This window comes from Plantibacter flavus (assembly GCF_002024505.1).
GTDB lineage: Bacteria > Actinomycetota > Actinomycetes > Actinomycetales > Microbacteriaceae > Plantibacter > Plantibacter flavus_A.
On record NZ_CP019402.1, the window covers coordinates 300,895 to 326,304 of the forward strand.

Sequence of the window (25,410 nt, forward strand, 5' to 3'; positions counted from 1 at the left end):
TCGAAACGTCGCTGCCCCGCACCAGAGCGCCCCAGCTTTCGACAAGGAGGACGAATGCGCAGCACGCTTCGCCACATCGGCATCGCCACGGTCGCCACGACGGCTCTACTGCTCTCCGGATGCTCGGCATCCTCGGGCGGCACGGAGTCCGGCCCCGTCAAACTCACCTACTGGGCCTGGGCGCCCAACCTCGAGCAGGTCGTGGAGCTGTGGAACGAGGACCACCCCGACATCCAGGTGGTCGTGCAGAAGCAGGACGGCGGCGACCCCGCCATCACCAAGCTGCTCACGGCCATCAAGGCCGGCAGTGGCGCTCCCGACCTCATCCAGGCCGAGTACCAGAAGATCCCGACGCTCGTGGCGTCCGACGCGCTCGCCGACATCTCGAAGCAGGGCGCAGCCGATCTCAAGGACGACTTCTCCGACGGCGTGTGGAACTCGGTCACGCTCGGTGGCGATGCGGTCTACGCCGTCCCGCAGGACTCCGGCCCCATGATGGCCTACTACCGCACCGACATCCTCGACAGCCTCGGCCTCAGCGTGCCGACGACGTGGGACGAGTACGCACAGGTCGCCCGGGCCGTCCACCAGGCCGACCCGACGAAGTACCTCGGCACCTTCTCCGCGAACGACGCCGGCTGGTTCGCCGGACTCGCGCAGCAGGCGGGTGCTTCGTGGTGGTCGATCGACGGCGACAGCTGGGGAGTCGACATCGACGCCGGCCCGACCGAGCAGGTCGCCTCGTACTGGGGCGGACTCGTCGAGGAGGGTGCGATCGACAACAGACCGATGTACACGCCCGAGTGGAACGCCGGGCTGAACGACGGTTCGCAGGTCGGTTGGATCTCCTCCGTCTGGGCACCCGGCGTCCTCGGCGGCAACGCCCCCGACACGGCCGGCAAGTGGACCGCGGCCGAGCTGCCGCAGTGGGACGCCTCGAAGCCCTCCAACGGCAACTGGGGTGGGTCGTCCACCGCGGTGACGACTCAGTCGAAGCACGCCGAAGCCGCGGTCGAATTCGCCACCTGGTTGAACACCGACCCGAAGGCCGTCGCCGCGCTCGCCGACGTGTCCGGGGTCTACCCGGCCGCGACGAAGGTCGCCGCCGACGCCCTGAAGACGTCGCCCGAGTTCTTCAGCCAGCAGAGCGACTTCTACGACATCGCGTCGAAGGCCTCCGAGACCGTCGCGCCGTTCACCTACGGCCCGAACGTCAACGTCGCCTTCAGCGCGTACAACGACGAGTTCGCGAAGGCGGCCGAGGCGAAGACCGCACAGGCGTTCTCCGACGCCGTCGCCGCGATGCAGTCCATCACCATCGACGACCTGAAGAAGAGCGGCTTCTCGGTCAAGTAGTCCCACGGGGCCGGCTCATCGAGCCGGCCCCGCTCCCCGCCCTCGACCCAAGGAATCGGCATGGCTGCACCATCCGCGCTGGACACGATCCGGCCCACCCAGGATCCACCGACGGGCTCGCGCCCGCCGGCCCGATCGCGCAAGAACCTGAAGAGTCGGGTCCTCATCCCGTACGCGATGCTCGCCCCCGGCATCATCCTGTTCCTGGTGTTCATGGCGGCGCCCATCGTCTACACGCTGTTCCTGAGCTTCCAGAAGAAGCAGGTCACGGGGCTCGGCCTCGGCTCCGGGGCGCGCACGACCGCCTTCGCGGGCTTCGAGAACTACCTCGGCGCATTCAACGACCCGGAGTTCGCGGCGAGTGTCGGACGCGTGCTGCTGTACGGCCTCATCCTCATCCCGTGCATGCTCGGACTCGCCCTGCTCTTCGCCCTGCTGCTCGACTCCCGTCGCACCCGGGCGGTCTCGTTCTCGCGCATCTCGATCTTCCTGCCGTACGCGGTGCCCGCGGTGATCAGCTCGCTGCTCTGGGGCTTCCTCTACCTCCCGGCTGTGAGCCCCTTCTACGCGATCTTCGACAGCCTCGGCTGGGACGCCCCGGAGATCCTGTCCTCGGGGACCATCATCTTCGGCATCGCGAACATCGCCCTCTGGGGTGGCGTCGGCTTCAACATGATCGTCATCTACACCTCGCTGAAGGCCGTGCCGAGTGAGATCTACGAGGCCGCCCGCATCGACGGCGCGAGCGAGATCCAGATCGCACTGCGGATCAAGATCCCGATCGTCGCCCCAGCGCTCGTCATGACGGCCCTGTTCTCGATGGTCGCCACCCTGCAGGTGTTCGCCGAGCCGACGACGTTGCGGCCGCTCACGAACAGCCTCTCCACGAGCTGGTCGCCGCTCATGCTCGTCTACCGCGACGCGTTCACCCGTGACGACATCTACTCGGCCGCCGCGACCTCGATCATCATCGCCGTCGCCACCTTCATCGTCTCCTTCCTCTTCCTCCGGGTCGTGCAGAAGCGAGCCTTCGGTCAGGAGGACTGACACCATGACCACGCTTCGACTCGACCGACCCGCCGGTGCGCGACGCCGCGAACGCGCCGGCAGCACGACCATGCGCTCCGACCGTCCCAGCGGCATCTCGACGGGCATCCTCATCCTCGGCGCGATCTACTGCCTCTTCCCCGTCTTCTGGGTGCTCATGGCCTCCACGAAGAGCAGCGGCGAACTGTTCTCCACCTTCACGCTCGTGCCGAGCACCCATCTGTTCGACAACATCGTCGAGCTGACCCAGTACCGCGACGGACTCTTCTGGCGCTGGATGGTGAACACCGCGCTCTACGCGGGCATCGGTGCGATCGCCTCCACCTGGGTCTCCGCGATCTCGGGCTACGTGCTCGCCAAGTTCGACTTCCCTGGCAAGCGCACCGTCTTCAGCATCCTGCTCATGGGCGTGCTCGTGCCGGGCGTCATCCTCGCGATCCCGCAGTACTTCCTGCTGGCGAACGTCGGGCTGACGAACACCTTCTGGGGTGTGCTCCTGCCGCAGATCATCAGCCCGTACGGCATCTACCTCGCCCGCATCTACGCGGCCGCAGCGGTGCCGACCGACGTCATCGAGGCGGCCCGGACGGAGGGCGCGGGCGAGTTCCGCATCTTCGGACGCATCGCGATGCCGATGATGCTGCCCGGACTCGTGACGATCTTCCTGTTCCAGTTCGTCGCCATCTGGAACAACTTCATGCTGCCGTACATCATGCTCGGCGACGACTCGCTGTTCCCGATCACCGTCGGCCTCAACGGGCTGCTCAACCAGGGCGCCTCCGCCCCCGCGCTGTACACCCTCGTGATCACGGGTGCCCTGCTCGCCATCGTGCCGCTCATCCTGATCTTCCTCATCCTGCAGCGCTTCTGGCGGGTGGACCTCGCGGCCGGTGCCGTGAAGGCATGAGCCGCCGTGGCCCGCACGGTGGCAGCAGAAGGTGCCGCCGTCGTGCGCGAAGCCTCAGCACTAGGCTGACGGGATGACCACCGTCCCGTCCCGTCGGCGCCCGACGATCGACGACGTCGCGGAGGCCGCGGGTGTCTCCCGCGGCACGGTGTCGCGGGTGCTGAACGGCGGGCGTTGGGTCAGCCAGGACGCGAAGGCGGCGGTGGACGCGGCGATCCGGAAGACCGGCTACCGCGTGAACCCGCACGCGCGGAGCCTCGCGACGAACCGCACCGGATCGGTCGCGTTCCTCCTCACCGAGGACCACCAGCTGCTCTTCGAGGACCCGAACTTCTCGATGCTGCTGACGGGGGCCGCGCAGGCGCTCGCCGAACGGCAGCTGTCGCTCGTGCTCATCATGGCGGGCAGCGCTGCCGAGCAGGAGCGCGCGCTCGCCTACATCGAGGCGGGTCACGTCGACGGCGTGCTGCTCGTCTCGGCGCACAGCGGACAGCGGCTCATCAGCGACATCGTGGACTCGAAGGTCCCGGCCATCGCGTGCGGCATCCCGCTCGGGTTCCAGAAGCGCCTCGGGTACGTGGCCGCGGACGACCTCGAGGGCGCCCGCGAGATGGTGGCGCACCTGCGTGGGCTCGGCCGGACGCGGATCGCGACGATCGCCGGACCCGAGGACACCCCGGGCGGTGTCACGCGGCTCGAGGGCTACCGGCTCGAACTCGGCGAGGCGTACGACGACCGGCTCGTCCGGCACGGCGACTACGGCCGCGCGAGTGGTGAAGCGGCGATGCGCGAGCTGCTCGAGGCCGACCCGACGATCGACGCCGTCTTCGTGGCCAACGACCGCATGGCCGCCGGCGCCATCGACGCTCTGCGAACCGCCGGCCGACGCGTGCCGGAGGACGTCGCCGTCGGCGGCTTCGACGACTCGAGCATCGCGGTCGGCACCGATCCCGCCCTCACGACGATGCGTCAGCCGTTCGAGCGGATCAGCGCCGAGATGGTGCGCCTGCTCCTCCAGGTCATCGAGGGCGAGCGGCCCGCGGCGATCACGCTCCCGACGGAACTCGTGGTCCGCGACTCGGCCTGAGCGGATCTGTCCGGGAGCTTGTCGAGGGGCGCCCGCCTGCGCAACCCCGAGCGTCTCGCGGCTCCGTCCATGAGGATTGAGTGCATGAGCGACCAGTCCGACACCACCACCCAGCCCGATCCCGACACCGTACCCGGCATCCCGGACGCGGAGTCGCTGGAACCGACGAAGCGCACCATCGCGATCCTGGGTGCCAACGGCGACCTGGCCAAGCGGCTCCTGATCCCCGGCCTCGGCGAGGTCGTCGACGCCGCACGCGACATCTCGCTACAGATCATCGGTGCCGCCCGCACGCCGCAGCCGAACGAGGAGTGGCGTGCGACCGTCCGCGCCAGCCTCGAGGACGCCGGGATCGGGGCCCGGACCGTCGACGCGCTGGTGTCGACGACGGAGTTCATCCCGACCGACGCCTCCGACCCCGACGAACTGCGTGCACTGCTCGACGCCTGCACCGGCTCACCGATCCTCTACATCGCGCTCCCGCCGTCCGCCGGGCGCAAGGTCGCCGAGGCGCTCGCGCAGATCGACCTGCCCGACGACCTCCTCATCGCCATCGAGAAGCCCTTCGGCGACGACCTCGCCGACGCCCAGGCGCTCAACGCGGCGCTCGCCGACGTCGTGCCGGAGGAGCGTCTGTGGCGCATCGACCACTTCCTCGGCAACGCGACCGTCCTCGGGATGCTCGGCCTCCGCTTCGGCAACCGACTCCTCGAGGCGGGCTGGAACGCGGAACAGATCGAGAAGGTGGAGATCCTCTACGACGAGGAGCTGGGGCTCGAGGGTCGTGCGGCGTTCTACGACCAGACCGGCGCGCTCCGCGACATGCTGCAGAGCCACCTGCTGATGGTCCTCGCGCTCACCGCGATGGAGCGGCCGGACGCGGTGACGCCGACCGACGTCCACGACCGCATCGCCGAGGTCCTCGGCGCCGTCCGGTTGTGGAAGGACGACCCGTCGACCGCCCGTCGCGCCCGGTACACCGAGGGTCGGGTCGGCGACCGGCTCTTCCCCTCCTATGTGGACGAGCCCGACGTCGACGCCTCCCGTGAGACGGAGACGCTCGCACAGCTCCTGCTCCAGGTCGACACCCCGCGCTGGCAGGGGGTGCCGTTCGTCCTGCGCTCCGGCAAGGGGATCGGCGACCCGCGCCGCGAGGTCGCCGTCCACTTCCGCCGCTCGGCCGCGCCGACGGGGCTCGACGCTCCCGACGGACACGCCGACACCGTCCTCCGGATGTCACTCAAGGGCGGTGCGGTGCACCTCGACCTCATCGTGACCGGGGCCGATGACGTCGACGGCCTGCGCCGGGTCGAGCTCGAGGCGGACCCTGGTGCCGCGACCCTGAGTGCCTACGCGCAGGTGCTCGCCGGCCTCCTGCAGGAGAACACGCTGCTGTCGGTGCGCGGCGACATCGCCGAGCAGTGCTGGCGCATCGTCACCCCGGTCGTCACCGCCTGGGCCGCCGGCGAGACGCCGCTCGAGGAGTACGAGGCGGGGAGCGCCGGTCCGACGGACTGGTGACCGGGCTCTGACGCACTGCTGACCGCCTGACATGAGACGACCCGCGCCGAATGATCGGCGCGGGTCGTTTCGTACAGTGGGCGGTTACGCCGACGGCTTCAGGACGACCTTGATGCAGCCGTCCTCCTTCTTCTGGAAGGTCTCGTACATCGCCGGAGCCTCGGCGAGCGGCACGCGGTGGGTCGCGAGGTCGAGCACGCCGAGCGGGTCGGTGCTGTCCTCGACGAGGGGGAGCAGCGTCGGGATCCAGCGGGCGACGTTGCACTGACCCATCCGGAGCGACACCTGCTTGTCGAACATCGACTTCATCGGCATGATGTCGGCCTCACCGGCGTAGACGCCGCTCAGGGACACGACGCCGCCACGGCGGACGAGCTCGAGCGCGGTGTGCAGGGCGGCGAGCCGGTCGATGCCGGCGTGCTCCATGGCCGGTCGCGCGAGCGCGTCGGGCAGCACGCCGACGGCCGTCTGTGCCGCAGCCGCGATCGGTGACCCATGGGCCTCCATGCCGACGGCGTCGACGACCCCGTCCGGGCCGCGTCCACCGGTGGCGTCGCGGAGCTCCGCGACCAGGTCGTCCGAGAGGTCGAGGGCACGGATGCCGTGGCGCTCGGCGAGGGCACGGCGCTCCGGCACCGGGTCCACGGCGAAGACCTCGAGACCGCGGTGCTTGGCGATGCGAGCCGCGAGCTGGCCGACCGGGCCCAGGCCGAGCACGGTGATCGAGCCGCCGTCCGGCACCCCGGCGTATTCGACGCCCTGCCAGGCGGTCGGGAGGATGTCACTCAGGTAGAGGTAGGACTCGTCGGGCAGGTCGCGACCGACGACGATGCAGTTCGCGTCTGCGAGCCGGACCTGCAGGAACTCGGCCTGTCCGCCCGGCACCTGGCCGTAGAGCTTCGTGTAGCCGTACAGGGAGGCGCCGCTGCCGTGCTCCTTCACCTGGGTCGTCTCGCACTGCGACTGCAGCCCGTTGCGACACATGAAGCACTCGCCGCACGCGATGGTGAAGGGGATGACGACCCGGTCGCCGACCGCGACGCGGGTGACCTCGGAGCCGACGGCCTCGACGACACCCATCGTCTCGTGGCCGAGGACGTCACCGCGGTCGAGGAACGGGCCGAACAGTTCGTAGAGGTGGAGGTCGGAGCCGCAGATGGCTGCCGAGGTGACACGGATGATCGCATCGGTGGGGGCGGTGATCGCGGGGTCCGGGACGGTCTCGACCGACACCGACCGGCGACCCTGGTACGTGAGTGCGCGCATGGATGCTCCTTCGTCGTTGTCCGTCCACCCTGCGCCTCCCTGGCGTCGGGCGACTGGGGGTGGACGTCTCGTCGGAGGGCTGATACGAGCTCAGCGTGCCGCGTCGGCGGCCACGCGCTGGAGACTGGCGAGCACCGACCGGACCGCGGACCGCGCCATCGCCTCCGGTCTGGCCAGGACGTCGACGTGCCGGACGAGGACCGCGCCGGCGACCGGTCGGAGGATCATGCCGTCGACGGCCAACGGCGCCGCCGTGGTGCGCGGCATGACGGCGATCGCAGCTCCGGTGCGGACGACCTGGGCGGCGACCGAGAACTCGTTGATGCGGTGGTCGATCCGCGGCGCCCGTCCGCTCAGTGCGCCCAGCTGGTGGAGGACGCCGGCGAGCGGGAACCCTTCGTGCGTCGAGATCCAGCGTTCGTCCCGCAGATCCTCCGGCCGTACCTCCGATTGTGCGGCCAGCGGATGCGTCTCGTGCATCGCGATGTCCAGGGGCTCGACGAGCAGCGGCGTCACGACGAGGCGGTCGAGCGGCCACGCCGGCTCGTGCGGGAGGCGGTGGGCGATGACGAGGTCGTAGTCGGCGGTGAGACCGGCGAAGCGGTCCTGCGCGACGTCGGCGTCGGCGAGGAGGAGCCGCGGAACCGGGCCGGTCGCATCGACTCCGGGGACGGGACCGCCCGCGAGCAGCGGTCCGAAGAACGCCAGCCCAGCGCTGTGGAACGCGGAGACGCTCACGGGGCGCTGCTCGTGCTGGAGGAAGGAGTCCACGGCGTCCCTCGCCTCGGCGAGTGCCTCCTCCACGCGCGCGGCGGCGATGGCGAGGGCTTCGCCGGCCTCGGTGAGGACGAGGCGACGCCCGTGCTTCTCGGTGAGGGGCACCGGCATGGTGGCCTGCAGCGCGGCGAGCTGTTGCGACACGGCCGAGGCGCTGACGTGCATGGCCGCGGCGACCGCAGCGACGCTCCCGCGGTCGCCGAGTTCGCGGAGGAGCCGGAGGCGGGCAGGATCCATAAGTGATTCCTTCATCGTCGATCCAGACACTGGCCGTTGTTCTATCGTGTCCGTCTCCTGGAGAGTAGCGGCATGGCCCGCCGCGCACCCTCCGAACGCATCGTCGACGTGTTGCTCGTCGGGGTCGCAGCGGTCTGGGGCGCCAGCTTCCTCGCGGCGAAGGACCTCGCGGCCGTCACCGGTGTGCCGGCCGCGGTCGCCCTGCGCTTCCTGGTGGCGGTGATCGCCATCGGGCTCATCTGCCTCGTGCGGAGGGAGCGCCTCCCGCGCGGACGGGGCCTGCTGATCGCGGCGGCACTCGGCTGCTCGCAGGCCGCGATCATCGGCCTCGAGACGTGGGGCGTGCACCTGACCTCGGCGACGAACGCCGGGCTGCTCATCAGCCTCGCGCTCGTCATGACGCCGGTGCTCGACGGTGTCGCCTCGCGGTCCTGGCTCCCGAGGTCCTACTTCGTCGCCGCGGTCGCGGCCGTGGTCGGTGTCGCGCTGCTCGTGTCGGACGGCGGCCTCCGCGCACCCACCGCGGGCGACGCGCTCGTGATCGCCGCCGCCGTCGTCCGCGCGGTGCACGTGACGTCGAGCGCGCACCTGACCCGAGGCCGCACCGACAGCACGCTCGGCGTGGTCTTCGTCCAGATGCTCGTGTGCGCCGGCGCGTTCAGCCTCATCGCCGGTGACGGGCTCGCCGTGGCCGTCACCCGGCTCGACGTGCGCGCATGGCTGGACGTGCTGTTCCTCGGTCTCCTGTGTTCGGTGTTCGCCTTCGTCGTGCAGCTGTGGGCGGTGCGGCGGACCTCGGCGTCGCGCGCCAGCATCCTCATGGGGACGGAACCCGTCTGGGCGCTCCTCGTCGGCGTGCTCATCGCGGGGGAGGTGATCGGCCCGCTGGGTGCGCTCGGTGCGGCGCTGATCATCGTGGCGAGCTATGTCGGCCAGGCGATCGAACGCCGCCACCGCGCGCGGACGACCGGCAACGCGCCGACCGTGCAGCAGGAGCCGGCGCCCGTCTGACGGGGTCTACAGCGTTGTCGCCGCGCCGGTGAGCGGCGTTCCCGGCGGTGCTGCGTCCTCGATCCGGCACACGCGGACGTCGATCTCATGGATCGCCGTCCCCTCCATCGACGTCGCGAGCACTCCGCGGATCGCATCGCCGACGAGACGGAGGGTCGCCGGGACCGGAGCCCCATCGGTCACGCCGATCGTCGCGCCGATCGTCAGCGCGCCGTCGGCTCCACGACCGACGGCCACCTTCGCGGATGTCTCGTCGTCAGGGCCGATCGCATCGGCGACGGTCCGCAGGACCACACGGATCGGCGACCCGGTCGCGTAGACCGTCGTGACCCCCGGTGTCGATGCGACGACCGCGGTGAGCTGCTGCGAGAGTGCGGCATCGGTGTCCATCAGGAGTCCTCCGGCCGGGCGACGCGCTGCGTGTGGATGTCGATGATCGTGACGTCGACGGCGACCACGTTGAGTTCGGTGTGCGTGGAGAGTTCCGCGACGACGCGATCCCGGATGAGCTGCGACAGTCGCTCGAGGTTGTTGCCGAACGCGGCCGAGGCGGTGATCGACACCGTGATGGGCGCGTCCAGGGTCGTCACATCGCCGTCGAGGCGGACCCGACCGACGATGACCCCGCCGACGCTGTCGCCCACCCCACGGATCAGGGTGCGGACGGAGCCTTCCGTGATGCGCAGGTGCACCTCGGGGTCCGGATGCCTGAGCGGGATGTCCCGACCGGCGTGCGCCTCGAGCGAGATGTTCTGGAGCACCGCGTGCATCCAGGAGCGGTCCTGCTCGGAGTGCGTCGCGGCCTCCGACTTGAGCAGCGCCCAGGTCTGGGTGCGCAGCCGGAGGAGGGCGTCGAGGGCGAGTTGGCAGCCGGGGGAGGCTTCGATGTCGGGGTCGAGGGGCTCGCGGCCGCTGTCGAGGTAGTCGGAGAGCTCGTCGATGGTGTGCCCGTCGAGGTCGGCACCTGCCAGACCGTCGAGCATGGACTCGTGGTCGTCGTCGTTCATCGCCAGACCTCCATCTCCCGCAGGACGGTCTGTCTGGCCCGCGCGAGCTGCCCGCGCACCGTCGACGCCGGGACCCCGAGCGACTCGGCGATCTCGACGTACGACAGCCCGCCCGTCTCCTTCAGCATCCAGCACTCACGCTGCATGGCGGGGAGTCGGTCCAGGACCGAAGCGAGTGCGCTCATCTGCATGCGCACCTCGACGACCCGTTCCGGGGATTGATGGGACGGGGCGGGTGCATTCCAATCCTCGATCTCGCTGTGTTCGCGGCGGCGCCTGATGCGGTCGATCGCCCGGTTCGAGACCATGCGCATCAGCCAGGACTTCACCGCGTTCGGGTCGTTCAGTCGGTCCAGCTGACCCCAAGCCTGGATGAGGACGTCCTGTACGACGTCCTCCGCCTCCGACTGGTTGCCCAGCACGCGGACGGCGTAGGCGCGCATGAGGGAACCGTGCCGGAAGACGAGGACTTCGAAGGCGGTGGCGTCTCCGTCGGCCGCGCGCTCGGCGAGGATGCCGTCCGAGAGGACCTCGAGCGAGCGCTTCACGGTGTGGCTAGAGGACGGCGAACGCGGTGAAGGCGACGGCGGTCGCGGACACGATCGCGGACGCGGCGACCGTGGCGACGTACGGAAACTGGAGCGTCCTCGCCGGGCCGTTCTCCACCGCCTCCTTGGCACGGAGCAGGGAGACGAAGACCCCGAGGTCCTTACCAGTGCTCGAGGCGGCGACGAAGCGGCCGTCCCGGAACTCGACCATGCCGGCGTACTCGCCGTCGATCGAGGCGACCCAGAGGGTCGCGTCCGGCTCAGCCCAGGCGACCGTGGTCGTCGTGCCTCGCTCCAACACCGTGCTCATGACTTCTCCTTGCTCAACCGTCGTGTTGTTAGAGAATCTAGCGATTCATGCGTCTGCATGTACCCCACTTGACATTGCGATTCAGACTCCGCTAGACAAACTCGTTACGAGAACCACTACTGTTGAACTTCATGACCGCCCAAGCCGTTGAAGCGCAGCATTACTGGTACGAGCAGGACGAGCACGAGCGCGGCCGCCACATCCTCGAAGCCATGCGGCTGTACCGCGCGGCGGAGGCCGCCATGCGTCGTCGCACGCGCGACGAGATGCACATGGGCGAGAACGATCTGCTGGCCCTGCGCTTCATGTTGCGGGCCAAGCAGGAGCACCGGTTGGTCAGTCCGACCGATCTGGGTGCCTACCTCGGCATCAAGACCTCGTCGGTCACGGTCATGCTCGACCGCCTGGAAGCGGCGGGTCACGTCGTCCGGCAGCCGAGTGAGACCGACCGCCGTCGCGTCACGGTCTCGACCACTGACTTCGCCGACGCCGAGGTCCGCAAGACGCTCAGTCACATGCACCACCGCATGATGGAGGCCACCACCGGGATCGACCCCGAGATGGCGGCCGGCATCGTCGACTTCCTCGACCGCATGCGCGAGGCCGTCGACTCGATCGATCGCACCGAGCCCGAGGGGCAGCCGCAGCACTGAACGGTGGCGCCGAGCCGTCGATGAGCCGGCAGGCCACTCGGCCGGCTCCACCTGGCCTCATGTGAAACAGCGAGGCGGGCCGCACGGTCTGATCCGTGTGACCCGCCTCCGAATGTCTTCGACGATTTCGACCGCGCGCTGCGGGCCCTCCAGGCACCGCTCGAGCCGACTCTCAGAAGTCCCCGACCTTCGATGATCCGATGGTAATCGAGCACGTGTCGGACGGCCGATGCTTGAACGGTCGGATCGCTTGTGCTACTCGGGACCGCACCGGTGGCTGTGCCTCAGTTGTCGGCGGAAAGCTCCGGGTAGTCGGTCTCCGGCATGAGTTCGAGCCCCGCCGGCGTGTAGGTGCGGTCGAGCATGGCCTGCAACCAGGCGCGGTTGAGCAAGACCGGGCGGGAGCCGGTGAACCGGAAGACGATGGGGACGCCGGTCTCGATCCAGATCGCGTAGCGGCCCGAGCCGTGTGCGGGGTCGATCGTCCACGAGAGGAGGAACGCCTCACCCTTGCGGAGCTTCGAGACGACGACCATCTGCACGTGGGCGAGGGTCCGGTCCTCGAGCTCGAGTGCTTCGTTCCCGTACCGCAGCGTTCCCATGTTCCCCAGCCCCCTGTCGTCGTGTGCGCGGTGGATCACCGCGCCGACAATTCTGGCAGCTCCCGTCCATGGGCTGCGAACCCGAGGGGTGGGGGTGCCGGTCAGTCGGCGTCGAGGACGGCGTCGAGGAGGCCCGGGAACCGGGTGTCGAGGTCGTCACGCCGCAGGGTGAGTGTGCGGTGGCGACCGTTCGGCTCGTTCCGGATGACGCCGGCCTCGCGGAGCACCTTCATGAGGTGGGACTTCGTCGACTTCGGGATCGCGGGGTCGAGGGCCGTGCAGTTCGCGGCGTCCATCGGGCCGTCTCGCAGTTGCCGGACCATCTCGAGCCGGTCGGGATCGCTGAGCGCGAAGAGCACGGCCGGCAGCTCGATCGCCTCGCGGTCGGGGTGCGTGAGATCGGCGGGTGCGGGCATGGTTCGATAATAGTTGAACAATCGGTGGAAAGCGCGTATCGTCCAATCGTTCGATATTTTTGGAACCAAAGGATGCCCGCCCCGTGCAGACGACGACCCCGTCACCCTCGACCCGACCCATGCCCACCGCGGCCGCCGCCGTGCCGGCGACTCCGCGTCGCCGCTTCGGCTTCGTCCTCGCGGGACTCGGCAGCACGCTCATGCTCGCCGGCGCCAGCGCTCCATCACCGTTCTACCCGGAGCTCCAGGAGCGCCTCGGCATCGGACCGATCGGCGTCACCATCGCCTTCTCGGCCTACGCGCTCGCCCTGCTCGTCGCGCTCCTCACGATCGGCTCGATCTCGGACCACCTCGGACGCCGCCCGGTGATCGCCGCCGGGTTCGTCGTGCTCGCCGCGAGCATGCTGCTGCTGTGGCACGTCGACTCCGGCGCGCTGCTGTACCTCGCCCGCGTGCTCCAAGGTCTTGCCAGCGGGGCGCTGCTCTCCACGCTGTCGGCGACCATCATCGACCTGGCCCCGCCCGAGCGGCCACGGGCGGCGACCCTGCTGAACGCCATCGCACCGATGATCGGTCTCGCCTCCGGCACGATCCTCGCGGGTGTCCTGCTGCAGACGGTCGCCGATCCGTCGAGCTGGACGTTCCTGCCGCTGGCGGTCGCCTACCTGCTCATCGCGGTGTCCATCTGGATCGTGCCGGAGACCTCCGCCCGCGCTCCCGGATGGGCCCGTGCCATCCGACCTCGCGCAGCCGTCCCCGTCGACGCTCGACGGTTGTTCGTCGTGAGCATCCCGATCGTCCTCGGCGGGTGGGCGACCGGCGGCCTGTTCCTCTCCCTCGGGCCGAGCATCATGCACACGGAGCTCGGCGTGGACGGCCAGCTCGGCGGGGCACTGCTCATCGGGCTGCTGCCGGCCGCGGGGGCCGTCGCCGCCGCGGTGCTGCACCGTCGCCGACCCGTCGTCGCGGCCGTCTACGGCGCCTCCGCACTGTCCGCCGGGACCGTGCTCCTGCTCGTCGCCCTGATCCTCGGGTCGCTCCCGATCGCGGTGGTCGCCGTCGTGATCGCCGGAACCGGGTTCGGCACGGCGTTCATGGGCACGATCGCCTCGCTCGTCCCGCTCGCGCCGGCGGACGAACGCGCTGAGCTGTTCGCCGCGCTGTACATCGTCGCCTACCTGTCCTTCGGGGTCCCGGCCGTCATCGCGGGTCTCCTCGCCTCGGCGATCGGGCTCCACGCCACGGTCCTCGGCTACGGCACGGTCGTCGCGATCGCCGCGGGCACGGCCGCCGTGGTGCGTGCCCGTTCAGCCCGCTGAGGGCTTCAGTGCGCTGACGACCCCTCGGCGAGGCGATCGAGGAGGGTCGACGCTCGGTAGGGGATGACCTCGATGAGCGAGACCTTCGTGTTCGTCCGGACCACGCCCGGAGCCGCGAGCAGCACACCGGCGATGCGGTGCAGGTCCTCCGTGTCGTGCGCGACGACCTTCGCGAAGAGGTCGGCATCGCCAGTGGTCGCGTGCACTTCGACGATCTCCGGGATCGACTCGAGGGCCGCGTAGGCCTCCGTCGCGAGGTCCTGCCGGATGGAGATCTCGATGAACGCGGTGAGCGGGTAGCCCAGCGCCGACAGTCGCACCCGGCGACTCGGAGCGCCAAGTGCGCCGCTCGTCTCGAGTCGGCGCAGGCGGGCGTGGACGGTGTTCCTCGCGACGCCGAGGGTGCGTGAGAGGGCGAGCGCCGTCATGGACGGGTCGTCGTCGAGCGCGGTCAGGATGCGCGCGTCGAGGTGGTCGATGGTCGCGGGATGAGGCATGTTGCTCACTCTCGGGCTGGGAATCGAGCACGATGACCACTGCACTCTACTCGTGTTGCGCAACACGATGAGCTGACGCATCGTTGTCGGAATGAGCACCCAGCAGCCGAGCACCGCGACGTCGAGCGCGCAGCAGGCTCCCTCCACACCTGCCCCGGCGCCCTCTCCGGTCCGACACGGGGTGGTCGAGGACATCCTCGGGCTGCTCGTCGGCGTCACCGTGGTGTCGTTCGGGCTGTTCATCCTGAAGGCGGGATCGGCCGTGACCGGCGGGACGGCCGGCCTGTCGCTCCTCGTCAGCTACCTCGCACCCGTGCCGTTCCCGGTGCTCTTCATCGCGATCAACCTGCCGTTCTTCCTGCTCGCGATCCGCGGCAAGGGCTGGGTGTTCACGCTGCGGAGCGGCGGTGCAATCGTGCTCGTGTCCGTCCTGTCCGGGGTGCACCCGCTGTTCCTGCCGGTCGGGCACATCGACCCGTTCTACGCGGCCGTGGTCGGCAACGTGCTCTGCGGCGTCGGCATCCTCATCCTGTTCCGACACCGAGCCAGTCTCGGTGGGTTCAACATCGTCGCGCTGATCCTCCAGGACCGGTTCGGCATCCGCGCGGGCTACGTGCTCATGGCCGTCGACACCGTGGTGGTGCTCGTGTCACTCGTGGCCGTGCCGCCGCTCAACGTGCTCGTCTCGGCGCTGGGCGCCGTCCTGCTGAACCTCATCCTCGCGCTCAACCATCGGCCGGGCCGGTACCTGGGGGTGTAGCAGGCCGGACGCCGAGTGCGTGCCCGCTGCGCCTACTGCTTGTAGGACGACAGGAAGTTGCCGAGCCGCTCGATCGCGTCGGTGAGGACGCGCTCCTCCGGCAGGGTGACGACCCGCAGGTGGTCGGGGTCCGGCCAGTTGAAGCCCGTGCCCTGGACGAGCAGGATGTGCTCCGCCACGAGCAGATCGTGGACGAGCAGCTCGTCGTCGTGGATCTCGTGGACCTCCGGGTCGAGGCGCGGGAAGGCGTAGAGCGCACCCATCGGCTTCGTGCAGGAGACGCCCGGGATCGAGTTGAGGCCGGCCCAGGTGGCGTCGCGCTGCTCGAGCAGACGGCCGCTGGGTGCGATGAGGGCGTCGATCGACTGCACGCCGGAGAGCGCCGCCTGCACCGCGTGCTGCGCGGGCACGTTCGGGCACAGGCGCGTGGACGCCAGGAGGGTGATGCCCTCGAGGAAGCCGCGCGCATGGTCACGCGGCCCCGTGATGACGAGCCAGCCGGACCGGTAGCCGGCGACCCGGTAGGTCTTCGACAGGCCGTTGAACGTGAGGCAGAGGAGGTCGGGGGCGACGGTCGCCATCGGGATGTGGACCGCGTCGTCGTACAGGATGCGGTCGTAGATCTCGTCGGCGAGTAGGAGGAGCCCGTGTTCACGCGCGACGCCGGCGATCTGCTCCAGCACCTCGCGGGAGTACACCGCACCCGTGGGGTTGTTCGGGTTGATGACGACGATCGCTTTGGTGTTCGGCGTGATCTTGGAGCGGATGTCCTCGATGTCCGGTGCCCAGTCCGCCTCTTCGTCGCAGCGGTAGTGCACCGGGGTGCCACCCGCGAGGCTCGTCATCGCGGTCCACAGCGGGTAGTCGGGCGCGGGGATGAGGACCTCGTCGCCGTCGTCGAGCAGGGCCTGCATCGTCATCGTGATGAGCTCGGAGACGCCGTTGCCGAGGAACACCCACTCCGGGTCGACGCGGGGGAACCCCTCCATCTCCTCGTAGCGGTAGGAGACGGCCTGGCGCGCGGAGAGGATGCCGCGGCTGTCGCTGTACCCGTGCGAGTGGGGGAGCGCGGCGATCATGTCGCGGACGATCTGGTGCGGTGCCTCGAAGTCGAAGATGGCGGGGTTGCCGGTGTTGAGCTTGAGGATGCGGTGCCCGTCGGCCTCGAGACGCACGGCCTCGACGAGGGCCTTCCCCCGGATCTCATAGAGGACGCTTTTCAGCTTGGAGGACTGGTCGAGGGTGCGGCGGGTGGTCATCCCCACAGGCTACTGCGGCGACCTGCGCGCGTGGCAGTGCCGATTGCAGGATCGCGGCTCCTGGCTGCACCGGCGCTTCGGCGAGCCCGAGTCACGCTGTCGGGCTGGGTACCCGCTGTCAACAACGGGGACACGATTCGTCCACGTTCAGGGTAGAGGAGTACCGTCAGACGCTGGCGGTCAAGACTGCCTGGTCAGAGGCACGGAGGAATCGTGACCGGAAACGCAACTACCCGATTCGACAATGTGGCCATGTTGTCGGTGGCGAGCACGCTGCCGTCCGCAGTGGTGACCTCGGTCGAGATCGAAGAAGGTCTCGCGGGTGCGATGAAACGCGCCCGCCTCCCGAAGGGCATCCTGCGACGCGTCGCTGGTGTGGTCGAGCGACGCCACTGGGGACCCGGCGAGAACTCGGACGACGCCACGGTGTCGGCCGGTCGCCGAGCGCTCGCCGAGGCTGGCATCTCGCCCTCCCAGATCGGGCTCATGATCAACACCTCGGTGACGAGGCAGCACCTCGAGCCCTCCGTCGCCGTCCGCATCCACGACGGCCTCGGCCTGCCGAGCTCGGCCATCAACTTCGACATCGCCAACGCCTGTCTCGGCTTCGTGACCGGCATGACCATGGCGGCCGCGATGATCGAGTCCGGCCAGATCGAGTACGCACTCATCGTCAACGGCGAGGACGCGAGCGAGGTGCACGCCAACACCATCGAGCGCCTCAGTGGCAGCACCATCGACCGCGACGACTTCATGAGCGAGTTCGCCTCCCTCACCCTCGGCTCCGGGGCGGCCGCCGCCGTCATCGGGCCGGCCGACCGCCACCCCGAGGGGCACCGCATCCTCGGCGGCGTCACCCGCGCGGCGACGGAGTTCAACCACCTCTGCGTCGGCAGCGTCGACGGCATGTTCACCGATGCCCGAGCACTCCTCAAGGGCGGGCTCGACCTCGTCGTCTCCGCGTGGAAGGAAGCCGCCGGCGACTCGTGGCGGTGGTCGAAGATGGACCGCTACATCACCCACCAGGTGTCGTCCATCCACACGGACTCCATGGTGAAGGCCGCCTCGCTCGACCGCAGTCGCGTACCGGTCACCTATCCCTACCTCGGCAACGTCGGACCGGCCTCCATCCCGATCACCCTCGCCGACCAGCAGTCGACCCTGAACAAGGGCGACCGCGTCCTCCTCATGGGCGTCGGCTCGGGGTTGAACACCGGCCTCATGGAACTCGCGTGGTAGCGGGTACGGTCGCCGCGAACGTCGGCCTGCGGACCATGGGTGTGCGCGCCGCCGGTCTGCCCGGCCTCCCCGCGCGGTACTCGCGCCGCATCGACGTCCCCGGTCGGCTGGCGGACGACGGCGTGACGAGGAACTGGCACTACCTCGACACCGCCGAGGCGCTCAGCGAAGCCGGTGTCGAGCCGGTCGGCACCGTCCTCGCCGTCCACGGCAACCCGACCTGGTCGTACCTCTGGCGCTCGCTCATCACCCGGTCCGTCGAGCAGGCCGACGCCGGCGGTACCGCCTGGCGCGTCGTCGCCGTCGACCAGCTCGAGATGGGCTGGTCCGAGCGGACCGAAATCACCCGCACCCTCGAACAGCGGATCGCCGACCTCGCAGCCTTCTCCGACGCACTCGGCCTCACCGGTCCCGTCGTCACCCTCGGTCACGACTGGGGCGGCGTCATCTCCCTCGGCTGGGCCACCGAGCATCCTGAGCTCCTCGTCGGGTCGATGCTGCTCAACACGGCCGTGCACCACCCGGAGGGCACCCCGATCCCCGCGCCACTGCGGCTCGCCGGCGCTCGCGGCATGCTCGGTGCAGGTTCGGTGCAGACGACCGCCTTCCTCGACACGACGCTGTCGCTCGCGTCCCCGCCGCTCGATCGCGACGTCCGCGACGCGTACCGCAGCCCCTACTCCGCTCCGGCGCGACGCCGCGGCATCGGCGCGTTCGTCGCCGACATCCCGGCGACTCCGGAGCATGTCAGCTTCCCGCGCCTCGAGCGCCTCGCCGACGACGTCGCCCAGCTCCGCGTCCCTGCGCTCATGCTGTGGGGTCCGCGAGACCCGATCTTCAGCGACCGCTACCTCGACGACCTCGCCGACCGCCTCCCGCACGCCGAGGTCCACCGCTTCGCCGGCGCGGGTCACCTCGTCATCGAGGACGCCCCGGTCGCCGAGTCGTTGCTCACGTGGCTCGACGACAGCCTGCCGCAGGGCGTGCCGGTCGAAGCGACGCCTGTGGAGTCCGCTGCCGCTGCGACCGAGCAGCCCGACTTCGAACCGCTCTGGCGGCGGTTGGACGAGCGACGCACCGACGACAGCGATGCGATCGTCGAACAGCGCGGTTCGGGTGCGGCCCGTCGCGTCAGCTGGAAGCAGCTCGACGACCGCGTGACGCGATTGGCCGCCGGCTTGCACCGCATCGGCGTCCGGCGCGGCGACCGCGTGTCCCTGCTCGTCACGCCCGGCGCGACGCTCACCGCCGTGATCTACGCCTGCCTGCGCATCGGCGCGGTCGTGGTCGTCGCCGACGCCGGTCTCGGCGTCAAGGGCCTCCACCGTGCGGTCCGAGGCGCGTGGCCCGCCTACGTCATCGGCGAGACCAAGGGCCTCGCCGCCGCTCGTGCGCTCGGCTGGCCGGGTGTGAAGATCTCCGCGGCCCGCCTCCCCGGCGCGACCGCGACGGCTCTCGGCGTCTCGCACAGCCTCAAGGACCTGCTCGACGCCCGTGCAACGCCTGAGCTGCCCGGCGAACCCGGCCCGACCGACCTCGCGGCGATCCTCTACACCTCGGGATCGACCGGTCCGGCGAAGGGCGTGAAGTACACCCACGCTCAGCTGTCGTCGTTGCGCGACGTCCTCTCGGAGCACTTCTCGATCACCGCCGACTCGGGGCTCGTCACCGGGTTCGCGCCGTTCGCACTGCTCGGCCCGGCGCTCGGAGCCCGTTCCTCGACGCCGGAGATGGACATCTCGGCGCCCCGGACACTCACCGCTCGAGCGGTCGCTGCGGCCGTGGCCGAGACGGACGCCGACATCGTCTTCCTCTCGCCGGCCGCCATCCTGAACGTGGTCGCGACCGCCGATGCGCTCGACGCAGGGGACCGACAGGCGCTCCAGGGTGTCAGGACCGTGCTCTCGACGGGCGCACCCGTCAGCCGCCAGCTCCTCACGGCACTCGTGGGTGTCCTGCCCAATGCGTCCGCACACGCGGTGTACGGCATGACCGAGTGTCTGCTCGTCTCGGACATCACCCTCGACACGCTGCCCGACGAGGACACCGAGCACACGGGGGTGTGCGTCGGGACGCCCATCGGCGGAGTCGACGTGCGCATCAGCCCGCTCGACGAGGCCGGACGCGCCACCGGTGCGCCGACGCAGGACGCGGACCGCCTCGGCGAGGTCATCATCTCGGCCGAGCACCTCAAGTCGCAGTACGACCGGCTCTGGCTGACCGACCGGGCCGCCGTCCGCGACGTCGCCGAGGACGGACGCTGGCACCGCACCGGCGACGTCGGGCATCTCGACGCCGATGGCCGCCTCTGGATCGAGGGCCGTCTGCCGCACGTGATCGCGACCCAGGACGGACCGATCGCTCCGGTCGGACCTGAGCAGGCGATCGAGACGGTGCCGCTCGTCCGCCGCGCCGCCGTCGTGGGCGTCGGTCCCGAGGGTCTCCGCCAGTGCGTCGCGATCGTCGAGACCACCACGGGTACGAAGCGGGTCCAGCTCGCCGAGGCCCAGCTCGCAGGGCAGGTGCGCGACGCCTCACCGCAGCCGCTCGTCGCCGTCTTCGTGGTCCCCGAGCTGCCGACCGACATCCGCCACAACTCCAAGATCGACCGCACCCGCCTGTCGGTGTGGGCGGAAGGCATCCTGGCCGGTGAACGGCTGAGCACCCCGTGACCGTCCTCGTCACCGGTGCGAGCGGCATGCTCGGCCGCGAGGTCGCCCTCGAGCTGCTCCGTGGCGGACATCGCGTCCGGGTGTTGCAGCGTGGACCGTCGGCGCTCACCGGCGTCGAAGAGGTGCGCGGATCCATCACCGACGCAGCCGTCGTCGAGTCGGCGATGGACGGTGTCGACGCGGTCGTGCATCTGGCCGCGAAGGTCTCGTTGGCGGGTGACCCGGCGGAGTTCGAACGCGTCAACGTCGCCGGGGCCGAGGTCGTCCTCGACGCGGCCGAGACCGCAGGCGTCTCGCGGTTCGTCCACATCTCCTCGCCGTCCGTCGCGCACGGTGGCTCGGCGCTCGTGGGTGTGGGTGCGGAACCGGCCGATCCGGGCGCGGCTCGCGGTGAGTACGCGCGCACGAAGGCGCAGGGCGAGCTGCTCGCCCTCGCGCGGGACCGCCGCGGCTTCGCGGTCGTCGTCGTGCGGCCGCACCTCGTCTGGGGTCCGGGCGATCCACAGCTCGTCGAGCGCATCGTGGATCGCGCGCGCCGCGGCCGCCTGCCCCTGCTCGACGACGGCACCGCCCTCATCGACAGCACGTACGTCGCGAACGCGGCGTCGGCCATCGCCGCGGCACTCGAACACGCGGAGACGGCACACGGTCGGGCGTTCGTGGTGACGAACGGGGAGCCGCGTCCGGTCGGCGAGCTGCTCGCGGGCATCTGCCGTGCTGCCGGCGTGAAGCCGCCCGCCTTCAGTGTCCCCGCCGGCGTCGCGCGAGCTGCCGGTGGGCTCGTCGAGCGCCTGTGGAGCATCCGCCCCGGTGCCGATGAGCCGCCGATGACGCGCTTCCTCGCGGAGCAGCTGTCGACCGCGCACTGGTTCGACCAGCGACAGACCCGCGCGGCTTTGCGCTGGACGCCGGCGGTCTCGATCGATGAGGGTCTCGAGCGCCTGGCGGCCCACTACCGCGGCTGACCCCGTCTCGTCATCGGGGGCCCGCGTTCCGGCCGCTCATCGTTCGGCGATCGCCGGCAACGCCCGGTCGCTGTCGGCGATGCGCGTGAGCTTGGCCGTGAGTGGCCTCAGCAAGGCGGACGTCAGGACACGGTCGGCGACACGCCGCACTGTCAGTCCCAGACGGGTCTGCGGGTAGGCGAAGTTGACGATGCCTTTGGGGATGTTCTGGATCTGGTCGACCAAGGGGCGCATCCACTCGTCGAACGCGGCGAGTGCCGTGTTCAGGTCGCGGCGATCGAGCGGGTCAGTCGGCCCGCCGACCTTCGACAGCGACGCCGCGAGGACGTATCCGCTCGTCACCGCCAGGGAGGCGCCACCACCGCCCATCGGAGTGACGCACCAGGCGGCGTCTCCGATGACGCAGACGCGACCTCGGTGCCAGCTGGGCATCCGGATCTGCGTCAGCTCGTCGACGTAGACGTCCTCGGACGAGGCGAACCCGTCCAGGACGCGTTCGGACTGCCAGCCTGCGTCCGCGTATCGCTCGCGGAGACGCGCCTGCACGGCGCCCCGCTCGAGGCCGGCCAGATCGTCTCGGCCGGCGTACGCGAGGATCGCGCGAGTCGTGCCGTACGGGTCGGGTCGCAGGTGCACCTGACGGCCGCCGATCGCGTTGTACCAGCGCCATCGGTCGTCGTCGGAAGGGGTGCGCGGGATCGTGCCGAATGCCATCGTCACGCCGAGGTCCCGGGCGTCCACTTCCCCCGGCTTGGAGAAGAGACGGTCGCGAGTGCGCGATCGGACCCCTTCGGCGATGACGAGCAGGTCTGCGTCCAGCACTCGTCCCGTGGTGGTGGTCGCCGTGAGCCGGCCTAGCACCGTGTCCGCGTCGACACCGTCCAGATGCTCGATGGACTCGCCGAAGCAGAACTCCACTCCGGTCGGCAAGGAGTCGAGGATGGTGCGCGCAAGGTCGCCGCGCAGCACCTCGAGTTCGGCTGTCGCGCCGTCGACCCCGTCGGAGGGCAGCTCTGCGGTGACTTTCCCGTTCCGGTCGACGAGCACTGCTCCCGTCTCGGTGGTGTTGGCGGCCTTCACCGCGTCCATGAGGCCCATACGGTCCAGGACGTCCCGAGCGACACCGCGGACATCCACGTTCTGCCCGCCGTCGCGGAAGGAGGGCGCGCGCTCGACGACGGTCACGGCCCAGCCGGTCCGGTGGAGCCACCAGGCGGCCGAGAGCCCCGCGATGCTGGCCCCCGAGATGATTGCATGCGGTACGGTCATCGCTGATCTCTCTGTCGTGTGTGACCGATCGCTGTTCGACCGGTCGACGTGATTGCTTTACAGTCAAGATACTACACAGTAAAGGTAAATGTATGGATGACATCGACCCCGTGGACGGGGCGTGGGCCGACCGCGAGGTGGCCATGATGCAGGGGTTGCGGGATTGGGCCGTCGCCTTCGACGAGCTCAATCGCCATCTGTCGACGTGGATGCATCTGCCTGTGTCGGATGCGAACGCGCTCGGACGGATCGTCTGGGCGGAGCAGGCTGGGGAGCCGATGTCACCGGCGGTGTTGTCGCGCCACCTCGGCCTCACGTCGGGGGCCACTTCCGTGCTGATCGACAGGCTGGAGGCCGCCGGGCATGTGACCCGTCATCGTGACACGGTCGATCGGCGCCGGGTCGGTCTGCGTCCGACGGAGGGGGCGCGTCGCGCGAGCGATCGGTTCCTCGCGTTCTCCGGCGCGGAGATCGCGCGCACCCTGCACGAGACCGCGCCTGAGGAGGCGAGAGTCGTCATCGCCTTCCTGACGCGCATGACCTCGGCTGCGACGGCCGCGAACGGCCGCTTGGCGGAGCGCTCGAAAGCTGCCGCTGCATCTGCTTGACCGCAGACCCAGCCCCGCCGCCGCGGTCCAGGCACCCGAGTGCCGGCTCAAGCGGCGGCGGGGTCTGGGCCACACCCGGGCGAGGGAGCCCGGTAGTGACGATGTTACGCGCTTCACCCCGCTCTCCCGACGGAATGCGCGGCTTGTTCGGAAGATGGCTATGAGAGCTCCGATGCATGGTCCCAGCCCCGCCGCGGCGATCCAGACATTCGGGTGCCGGCTCAAGCGGCGGCGGGGTCTGGGCCACGACCGGGGAGGGAAGACCCGGTGTGGACGATGGTACGCGCCAGGCCGGGCGGTGTCATCAGTCCACTTTCGGTGTAGCGGCCAAGCGATCCGCGGTCTACCGTGTCGATCATGGCGGCGCGACGTGACTCCGGGATCGGCACTGCGTACGACGGCGCACCGGCTGAGCACGTGCCCACCTCCCGTCGTCGGGTGGTCGGACGGATCATCGGCGTCGCCGCGTTGGTGGCGTTCATCGTGGCGGCACCTGCCGTCGCGCGGCTGCTCGACTTCGGCGTCCGCGTGGGGGAGGGGGCGGCGGTCGAGTCCTCGGTGGAGGGCTTCTACGGGTCGGCTACGCCCACACCGGCGTCGACCTCCGCGACGCCGGGGACGATCGTGCGGAGTGAGCCCGTCGTCGGCGCGCCGGACGGTGCCACGGCGCTGCGGGTCGTCTACCACTCGACCGATGTCGACGGCGCCGACATCCTCGTCTCCGGCCTGATCGTCGCACCGAGCGGACCGTCGGCGGCCGGGAGCCGAACGGTCGTGTCCTGGGCGCACCCGACGACCGGCACCGCACCGCACTGTGCGCCGTCGAGCGGTATCGCGCCGTTCGCGCTCATCGAGGGGCTCACCGACCTCCTCGCGGACGGCAACGTCGTCGTCGCCACCGACTACGCGGGTATGGGGATCCCCGGCCCGGCGTCGTTCCTCATCGGCGCGACCGAGGCGGCGAACGTCCTCGACATCGCCCGTGCCGCGCAGCACGTCGAGGGCATCGACGCGAGCGACCGCGTCGTGCTGTGGGGGCACTCGCAGGGTGGACACGCCGCCCTGTTCGCGGCGCAGCGTGCCGCCACCTATGCGCCGGACCTCGACGTGCGGGGCGTCGCGGTCGCGGCTCCGGCGAGCGACCTGGCGGCGCTCCTCGAGGACGACATCCGCGACGTCTCCGGTGTCACGATCGGGGCTTACGCCTTCAACGCCTACGCCGAGGCCTATGCAGACCGACTCCCTGCGGAGCCGCTCAGCACCATCCTCTCTCCGGCCGGAGTGGCGGCCGTGCCCGCTATGGCGAAGCTGTGTCTCCACGGCGAGAACCAGCAGCTGCACGACATCGCCGACCCGATGATCGGCTCGTTCCTGACCGAGGACCCGGCGACGGCCCCCGTGTGGAGTGACCTCCTGCGGGAGAACACGCCCACCGAGCGGATCACCGTGCCGCTGTTCGTCGCGCAGGGATCGAAGGACACGCTCATCCGGCCCGCCGTGACCGCCGCCTACGTCGCTGCGCAGGAACAGGCCGGCGCCTCGGTGACCTCACGCGTCTACCCCGACGCCGATCACGCCACTGTCGCCCTCACGGCCCTCGCCGACCTCCGGGTCTGGATGCGCACACTGGGTTGAAGCGCAGCGGCTGCCAGACTGGACGCATGGTCGACACGTTCTTGCGTCTGTGGGACGCCGACGACGCGCAGTCCCTCCAAGTCGCCTCCGTCGAGAACGTCGACCTGGCTCCGCAATTCGGCGGCACGCCACCGGGTGGCTGTCCTACTGGCTGATCACGAGCGCGCGCGGCGGCGGTCTCGCGACGCGAGCGGTCAGGACGGTCGCCGATCACGCATTCCGCGAGGGGCTGTTCCGCTTGGAACTGGGTCATCGGGTGAACAACCCTGCGTCCTGTGGGGTCGCGACGCGGGCCGGCTTCCTCCCTGAGGGCATCGAACGGCAGAAGCTCGCGTACGGCGCCGATCGTTTCGATGTCGAGCTGCACGCCCGCCTGGCGACGGACCCGGTGCCTGACGGCGATCTGCTTCTTCCGATTCGTTAGGAGGTCCGGTCTGGCGGC

The 25,410-nt window shown here is 70.0% G+C and carries 27 protein-coding genes; 16 read left to right on the forward strand and 11 right to left on the reverse strand.

Features of this window, described 5'->3' with window-relative positions; genetic code table 11:
- The first annotated feature begins 54 nt into the window (after window positions 1-54).
- The 5 genes from BWO91_RS01360 to BWO91_RS01380 all read left to right on the forward strand — a co-directional run bounded on the left by BWO91_RS01360 (window position 55) and on the right by BWO91_RS01380 (window position 5,918).
- On the forward strand, window positions 55-1,356 hold the full coding sequence (locus BWO91_RS01360) for an ABC transporter substrate-binding protein (RefSeq protein WP_079000703.1): 1,302 nt from the start codon (window positions 55-57) through the stop codon (window positions 1,354-1,356).
- A gap of 60 nt (window positions 1,357-1,416) precedes the next feature.
- Window positions 1,417-2,403, forward strand: coding sequence for a carbohydrate ABC transporter permease (locus BWO91_RS01365; RefSeq protein WP_079000704.1), 987 nt, complete (start codon window positions 1,417-1,419; stop codon window positions 2,401-2,403).
- A gap of 4 nt (window positions 2,404-2,407) precedes the next feature.
- On the forward strand, window positions 2,408-3,310 hold the full coding sequence (locus BWO91_RS01370; RefSeq protein WP_079000706.1) for a carbohydrate ABC transporter permease: 903 nt from the start codon (window positions 2,408-2,410) through the stop codon (window positions 3,308-3,310).
- Window positions 3,311-3,383: 73 nt separating this feature from the next.
- Window positions 3,384-4,397, forward strand: a complete 1,014-nt coding sequence (locus BWO91_RS01375; protein WP_071261407.1) for a LacI family DNA-binding transcriptional regulator — start codon at window positions 3,384-3,386, stop codon at window positions 4,395-4,397.
- A gap of 84 nt (window positions 4,398-4,481) precedes the next feature.
- On the forward strand, window positions 4,482-5,918 hold the full coding sequence (locus tag BWO91_RS01380) for a glucose-6-phosphate dehydrogenase (RefSeq protein ID WP_079000708.1): 1,437 nt from the start codon (window positions 4,482-4,484) through the stop codon (window positions 5,916-5,918).
- Window positions 5,919-6,002: 84 nt separating this feature from the next.
- Here BWO91_RS01380 and BWO91_RS01385 read toward each other — a convergent pair whose 3' ends face one another.
- Together BWO91_RS01385 and BWO91_RS01390 are read right to left on the reverse strand one after the other, a co-directional pair.
- Entirely contained in the window at window positions 6,003-7,184 is a 1,182-nt protein-coding gene (locus BWO91_RS01385; RefSeq protein ID WP_071261406.1) for an alcohol dehydrogenase catalytic domain-containing protein, read from the reverse strand.
- A gap of 90 nt (window positions 7,185-7,274) precedes the next feature.
- Window positions 7,275-8,198 (reverse strand): LysR family transcriptional regulator, encoded by a 924-nt coding sequence (locus BWO91_RS01390; RefSeq protein WP_079000710.1) that lies wholly within the window; start codon window positions 8,196-8,198, stop codon window positions 7,275-7,277.
- Between the two features lie 72 nt (window positions 8,199-8,270).
- Between BWO91_RS01390 and BWO91_RS01395 the strand changes: the two genes are divergently transcribed.
- A complete protein-coding gene (locus BWO91_RS01395; protein ID WP_079000712.1) occupies window positions 8,271-9,209 on the forward strand; it encodes a DMT family transporter in 939 nt (312 codons plus the stop codon).
- Between the two features lie 6 nt (window positions 9,210-9,215).
- On the opposite strand, the gene BWO91_RS01400 is transcribed toward BWO91_RS01395, so the two are convergent.
- Genes BWO91_RS01400 through BWO91_RS01415 form a run of 4 tightly spaced genes read right to left on the reverse strand, consistent with a single transcriptional unit; the run spans window position 9,216 to window position 11,074 of the window.
- On the reverse strand, window positions 9,216-9,599 hold the full coding sequence (locus tag BWO91_RS01400; RefSeq protein WP_079000714.1) for a hypothetical protein: 384 nt from the start codon (window positions 9,597-9,599) through the stop codon (window positions 9,216-9,218).
- Window positions 9,599-10,216: an Asp23/Gls24 family envelope stress response protein gene (locus BWO91_RS01405; protein ID WP_079000716.1), complete on the reverse strand. Its 618-nt coding sequence runs from the start codon at window positions 10,214-10,216 to the stop codon at window positions 9,599-9,601. The genes BWO91_RS01400 and BWO91_RS01405 overlap by 1 nt, the downstream gene beginning before the upstream one ends.
- Window positions 10,213-10,764 carry an RNA polymerase sigma factor gene (locus BWO91_RS01410; RefSeq protein WP_079000718.1) on the reverse strand — a complete coding sequence of 184 codons (552 nt, stop codon included), beginning with the start codon at window positions 10,762-10,764 and terminating at the stop codon, window positions 10,213-10,215. The genes BWO91_RS01405 and BWO91_RS01410 overlap by 4 nt, the downstream gene beginning before the upstream one ends.
- A 7-nt stretch (window positions 10,765-10,771) precedes the next feature.
- Window positions 10,772-11,074, reverse strand: coding sequence for a hypothetical protein (locus tag BWO91_RS01415; RefSeq protein WP_079000719.1), 303 nt, complete (start codon window positions 11,072-11,074; stop codon window positions 10,772-10,774).
- A 131-nt stretch (window positions 11,075-11,205) separates the two neighbouring features.
- Between BWO91_RS01415 and BWO91_RS01420 the strand changes: the two genes are divergently transcribed.
- Window positions 11,206-11,727, forward strand: a complete 522-nt coding sequence (locus BWO91_RS01420) for a MarR family winged helix-turn-helix transcriptional regulator (protein ID WP_064295985.1) — start codon at window positions 11,206-11,208, stop codon at window positions 11,725-11,727.
- A 284-nt stretch (window positions 11,728-12,011) separates the two neighbouring features.
- On the opposite strand, the gene BWO91_RS01425 is transcribed toward BWO91_RS01420, so the two are convergent.
- Both BWO91_RS01425 and BWO91_RS01430 read right to left on the reverse strand, forming a co-directional pair.
- Complete coding sequence (locus BWO91_RS01425; RefSeq protein WP_079000721.1) at window positions 12,012-12,329, reverse strand: hypothetical protein; 318 nt, start codon at window positions 12,327-12,329, stop codon at window positions 12,012-12,014.
- 101 nt (window positions 12,330-12,430) lie between these two features.
- Complete coding sequence (locus BWO91_RS01430) at window positions 12,431-12,745, reverse strand: ArsR/SmtB family transcription factor (protein WP_079000723.1); 315 nt, start codon at window positions 12,743-12,745, stop codon at window positions 12,431-12,433.
- A gap of 83 nt (window positions 12,746-12,828) precedes the next feature.
- Here BWO91_RS01430 and BWO91_RS01435 point away from each other — a divergent pair, with 83 nt between their 5' ends.
- Window positions 12,829-14,064 (forward strand): MFS transporter, encoded by a 1,236-nt coding sequence (locus tag BWO91_RS01435; protein WP_205847560.1) that lies wholly within the window; start codon window positions 12,829-12,831, stop codon window positions 14,062-14,064.
- 5 nt (window positions 14,065-14,069) lie between these two features.
- On the opposite strand, the gene BWO91_RS01440 is transcribed toward BWO91_RS01435, so the two are convergent.
- Window positions 14,070-14,561, reverse strand: a complete 492-nt coding sequence (locus tag BWO91_RS01440) for an Lrp/AsnC family transcriptional regulator (RefSeq protein ID WP_079000726.1) — start codon at window positions 14,559-14,561, stop codon at window positions 14,070-14,072.
- Window positions 14,562-14,652: 91 nt separating this feature from the next.
- Here BWO91_RS01440 and BWO91_RS01445 point away from each other — a divergent pair, with 91 nt between their 5' ends.
- Window positions 14,653-15,321 carry a YitT family protein gene (locus BWO91_RS01445; RefSeq protein WP_079000727.1) on the forward strand — a complete coding sequence of 223 codons (669 nt, stop codon included), beginning with the start codon at window positions 14,653-14,655 and terminating at the stop codon, window positions 15,319-15,321.
- 32 nt (window positions 15,322-15,353) lie between these two features.
- Here BWO91_RS01445 and BWO91_RS01450 read toward each other — a convergent pair whose 3' ends face one another.
- Window positions 15,354-16,580 (reverse strand): pyridoxal phosphate-dependent aminotransferase, encoded by a 1,227-nt coding sequence (locus tag BWO91_RS01450; RefSeq protein WP_064295812.1) that lies wholly within the window; start codon window positions 16,578-16,580, stop codon window positions 15,354-15,356.
- A 252-nt stretch (window positions 16,581-16,832) separates the two neighbouring features.
- On the opposite strand from BWO91_RS01450, the gene BWO91_RS01455 reads away from it, so the two are divergent.
- Genes BWO91_RS01455 through BWO91_RS01465 form a run of 3 tightly spaced genes read left to right on the forward strand, consistent with a single transcriptional unit; the run spans window position 16,833 to window position 21,456 of the window.
- Entirely contained in the window at window positions 16,833-17,819 is a 987-nt protein-coding gene (locus BWO91_RS01455; protein ID WP_064295813.1) for a 3-oxoacyl-ACP synthase III, read from the forward strand.
- Entirely contained in the window at window positions 17,813-20,491 is a 2,679-nt protein-coding gene (locus tag BWO91_RS01460; RefSeq protein ID WP_346425817.1) for an alpha/beta fold hydrolase, read from the forward strand. The genes BWO91_RS01455 and BWO91_RS01460 overlap by 7 nt, the downstream gene beginning before the upstream one ends.
- The gene (locus tag BWO91_RS01465; protein WP_079000731.1) at window positions 20,488-21,456 is read left to right on the forward strand and encodes an NAD-dependent epimerase/dehydratase family protein; all 969 of its coding nucleotides are present in this window, start codon (window positions 20,488-20,490) and stop codon (window positions 21,454-21,456) included. The genes BWO91_RS01460 and BWO91_RS01465 overlap by 4 nt, the downstream gene beginning before the upstream one ends.
- Before the next feature lie 36 nt (window positions 21,457-21,492).
- On the opposite strand, the gene BWO91_RS01470 is transcribed toward BWO91_RS01465, so the two are convergent.
- A complete protein-coding gene (locus BWO91_RS01470; RefSeq protein ID WP_079000733.1) occupies window positions 21,493-22,725 on the reverse strand; it encodes an FAD-dependent monooxygenase in 1,233 nt (410 codons plus the stop codon).
- Between the two features lie 92 nt (window positions 22,726-22,817).
- Here BWO91_RS01470 and BWO91_RS01475 point away from each other — a divergent pair, with 92 nt between their 5' ends.
- The 4 genes from BWO91_RS01475 to BWO91_RS20135 all read left to right on the forward strand — a co-directional run bounded on the left by BWO91_RS01475 (window position 22,818) and on the right by BWO91_RS20135 (window position 25,392).
- The gene (locus BWO91_RS01475; protein WP_079000735.1) at window positions 22,818-23,333 is read left to right on the forward strand and encodes a MarR family winged helix-turn-helix transcriptional regulator; all 516 of its coding nucleotides are present in this window, start codon (window positions 22,818-22,820) and stop codon (window positions 23,331-23,333) included.
- A gap of 357 nt (window positions 23,334-23,690) precedes the next feature.
- The gene (locus BWO91_RS01480; RefSeq protein WP_079000737.1) at window positions 23,691-24,968 is read left to right on the forward strand and encodes an alpha/beta fold hydrolase; all 1,278 of its coding nucleotides are present in this window, start codon (window positions 23,691-23,693) and stop codon (window positions 24,966-24,968) included.
- 26 nt (window positions 24,969-24,994) lie between these two features.
- Window positions 24,995-25,123 carry a hypothetical protein gene (locus BWO91_RS20385; RefSeq protein ID WP_276207405.1) on the forward strand — a complete coding sequence of 43 codons (129 nt, stop codon included), beginning with the start codon at window positions 24,995-24,997 and terminating at the stop codon, window positions 25,121-25,123.
- Entirely contained in the window at window positions 25,123-25,392 is a 270-nt protein-coding gene (locus BWO91_RS20135; RefSeq protein ID WP_346425826.1) for a GNAT family N-acetyltransferase, read from the forward strand. Before BWO91_RS20385 ends, BWO91_RS20135 begins: the two co-directional genes overlap by 1 nt.
- Window positions 25,393-25,410 lie beyond the last annotated feature (18 nt).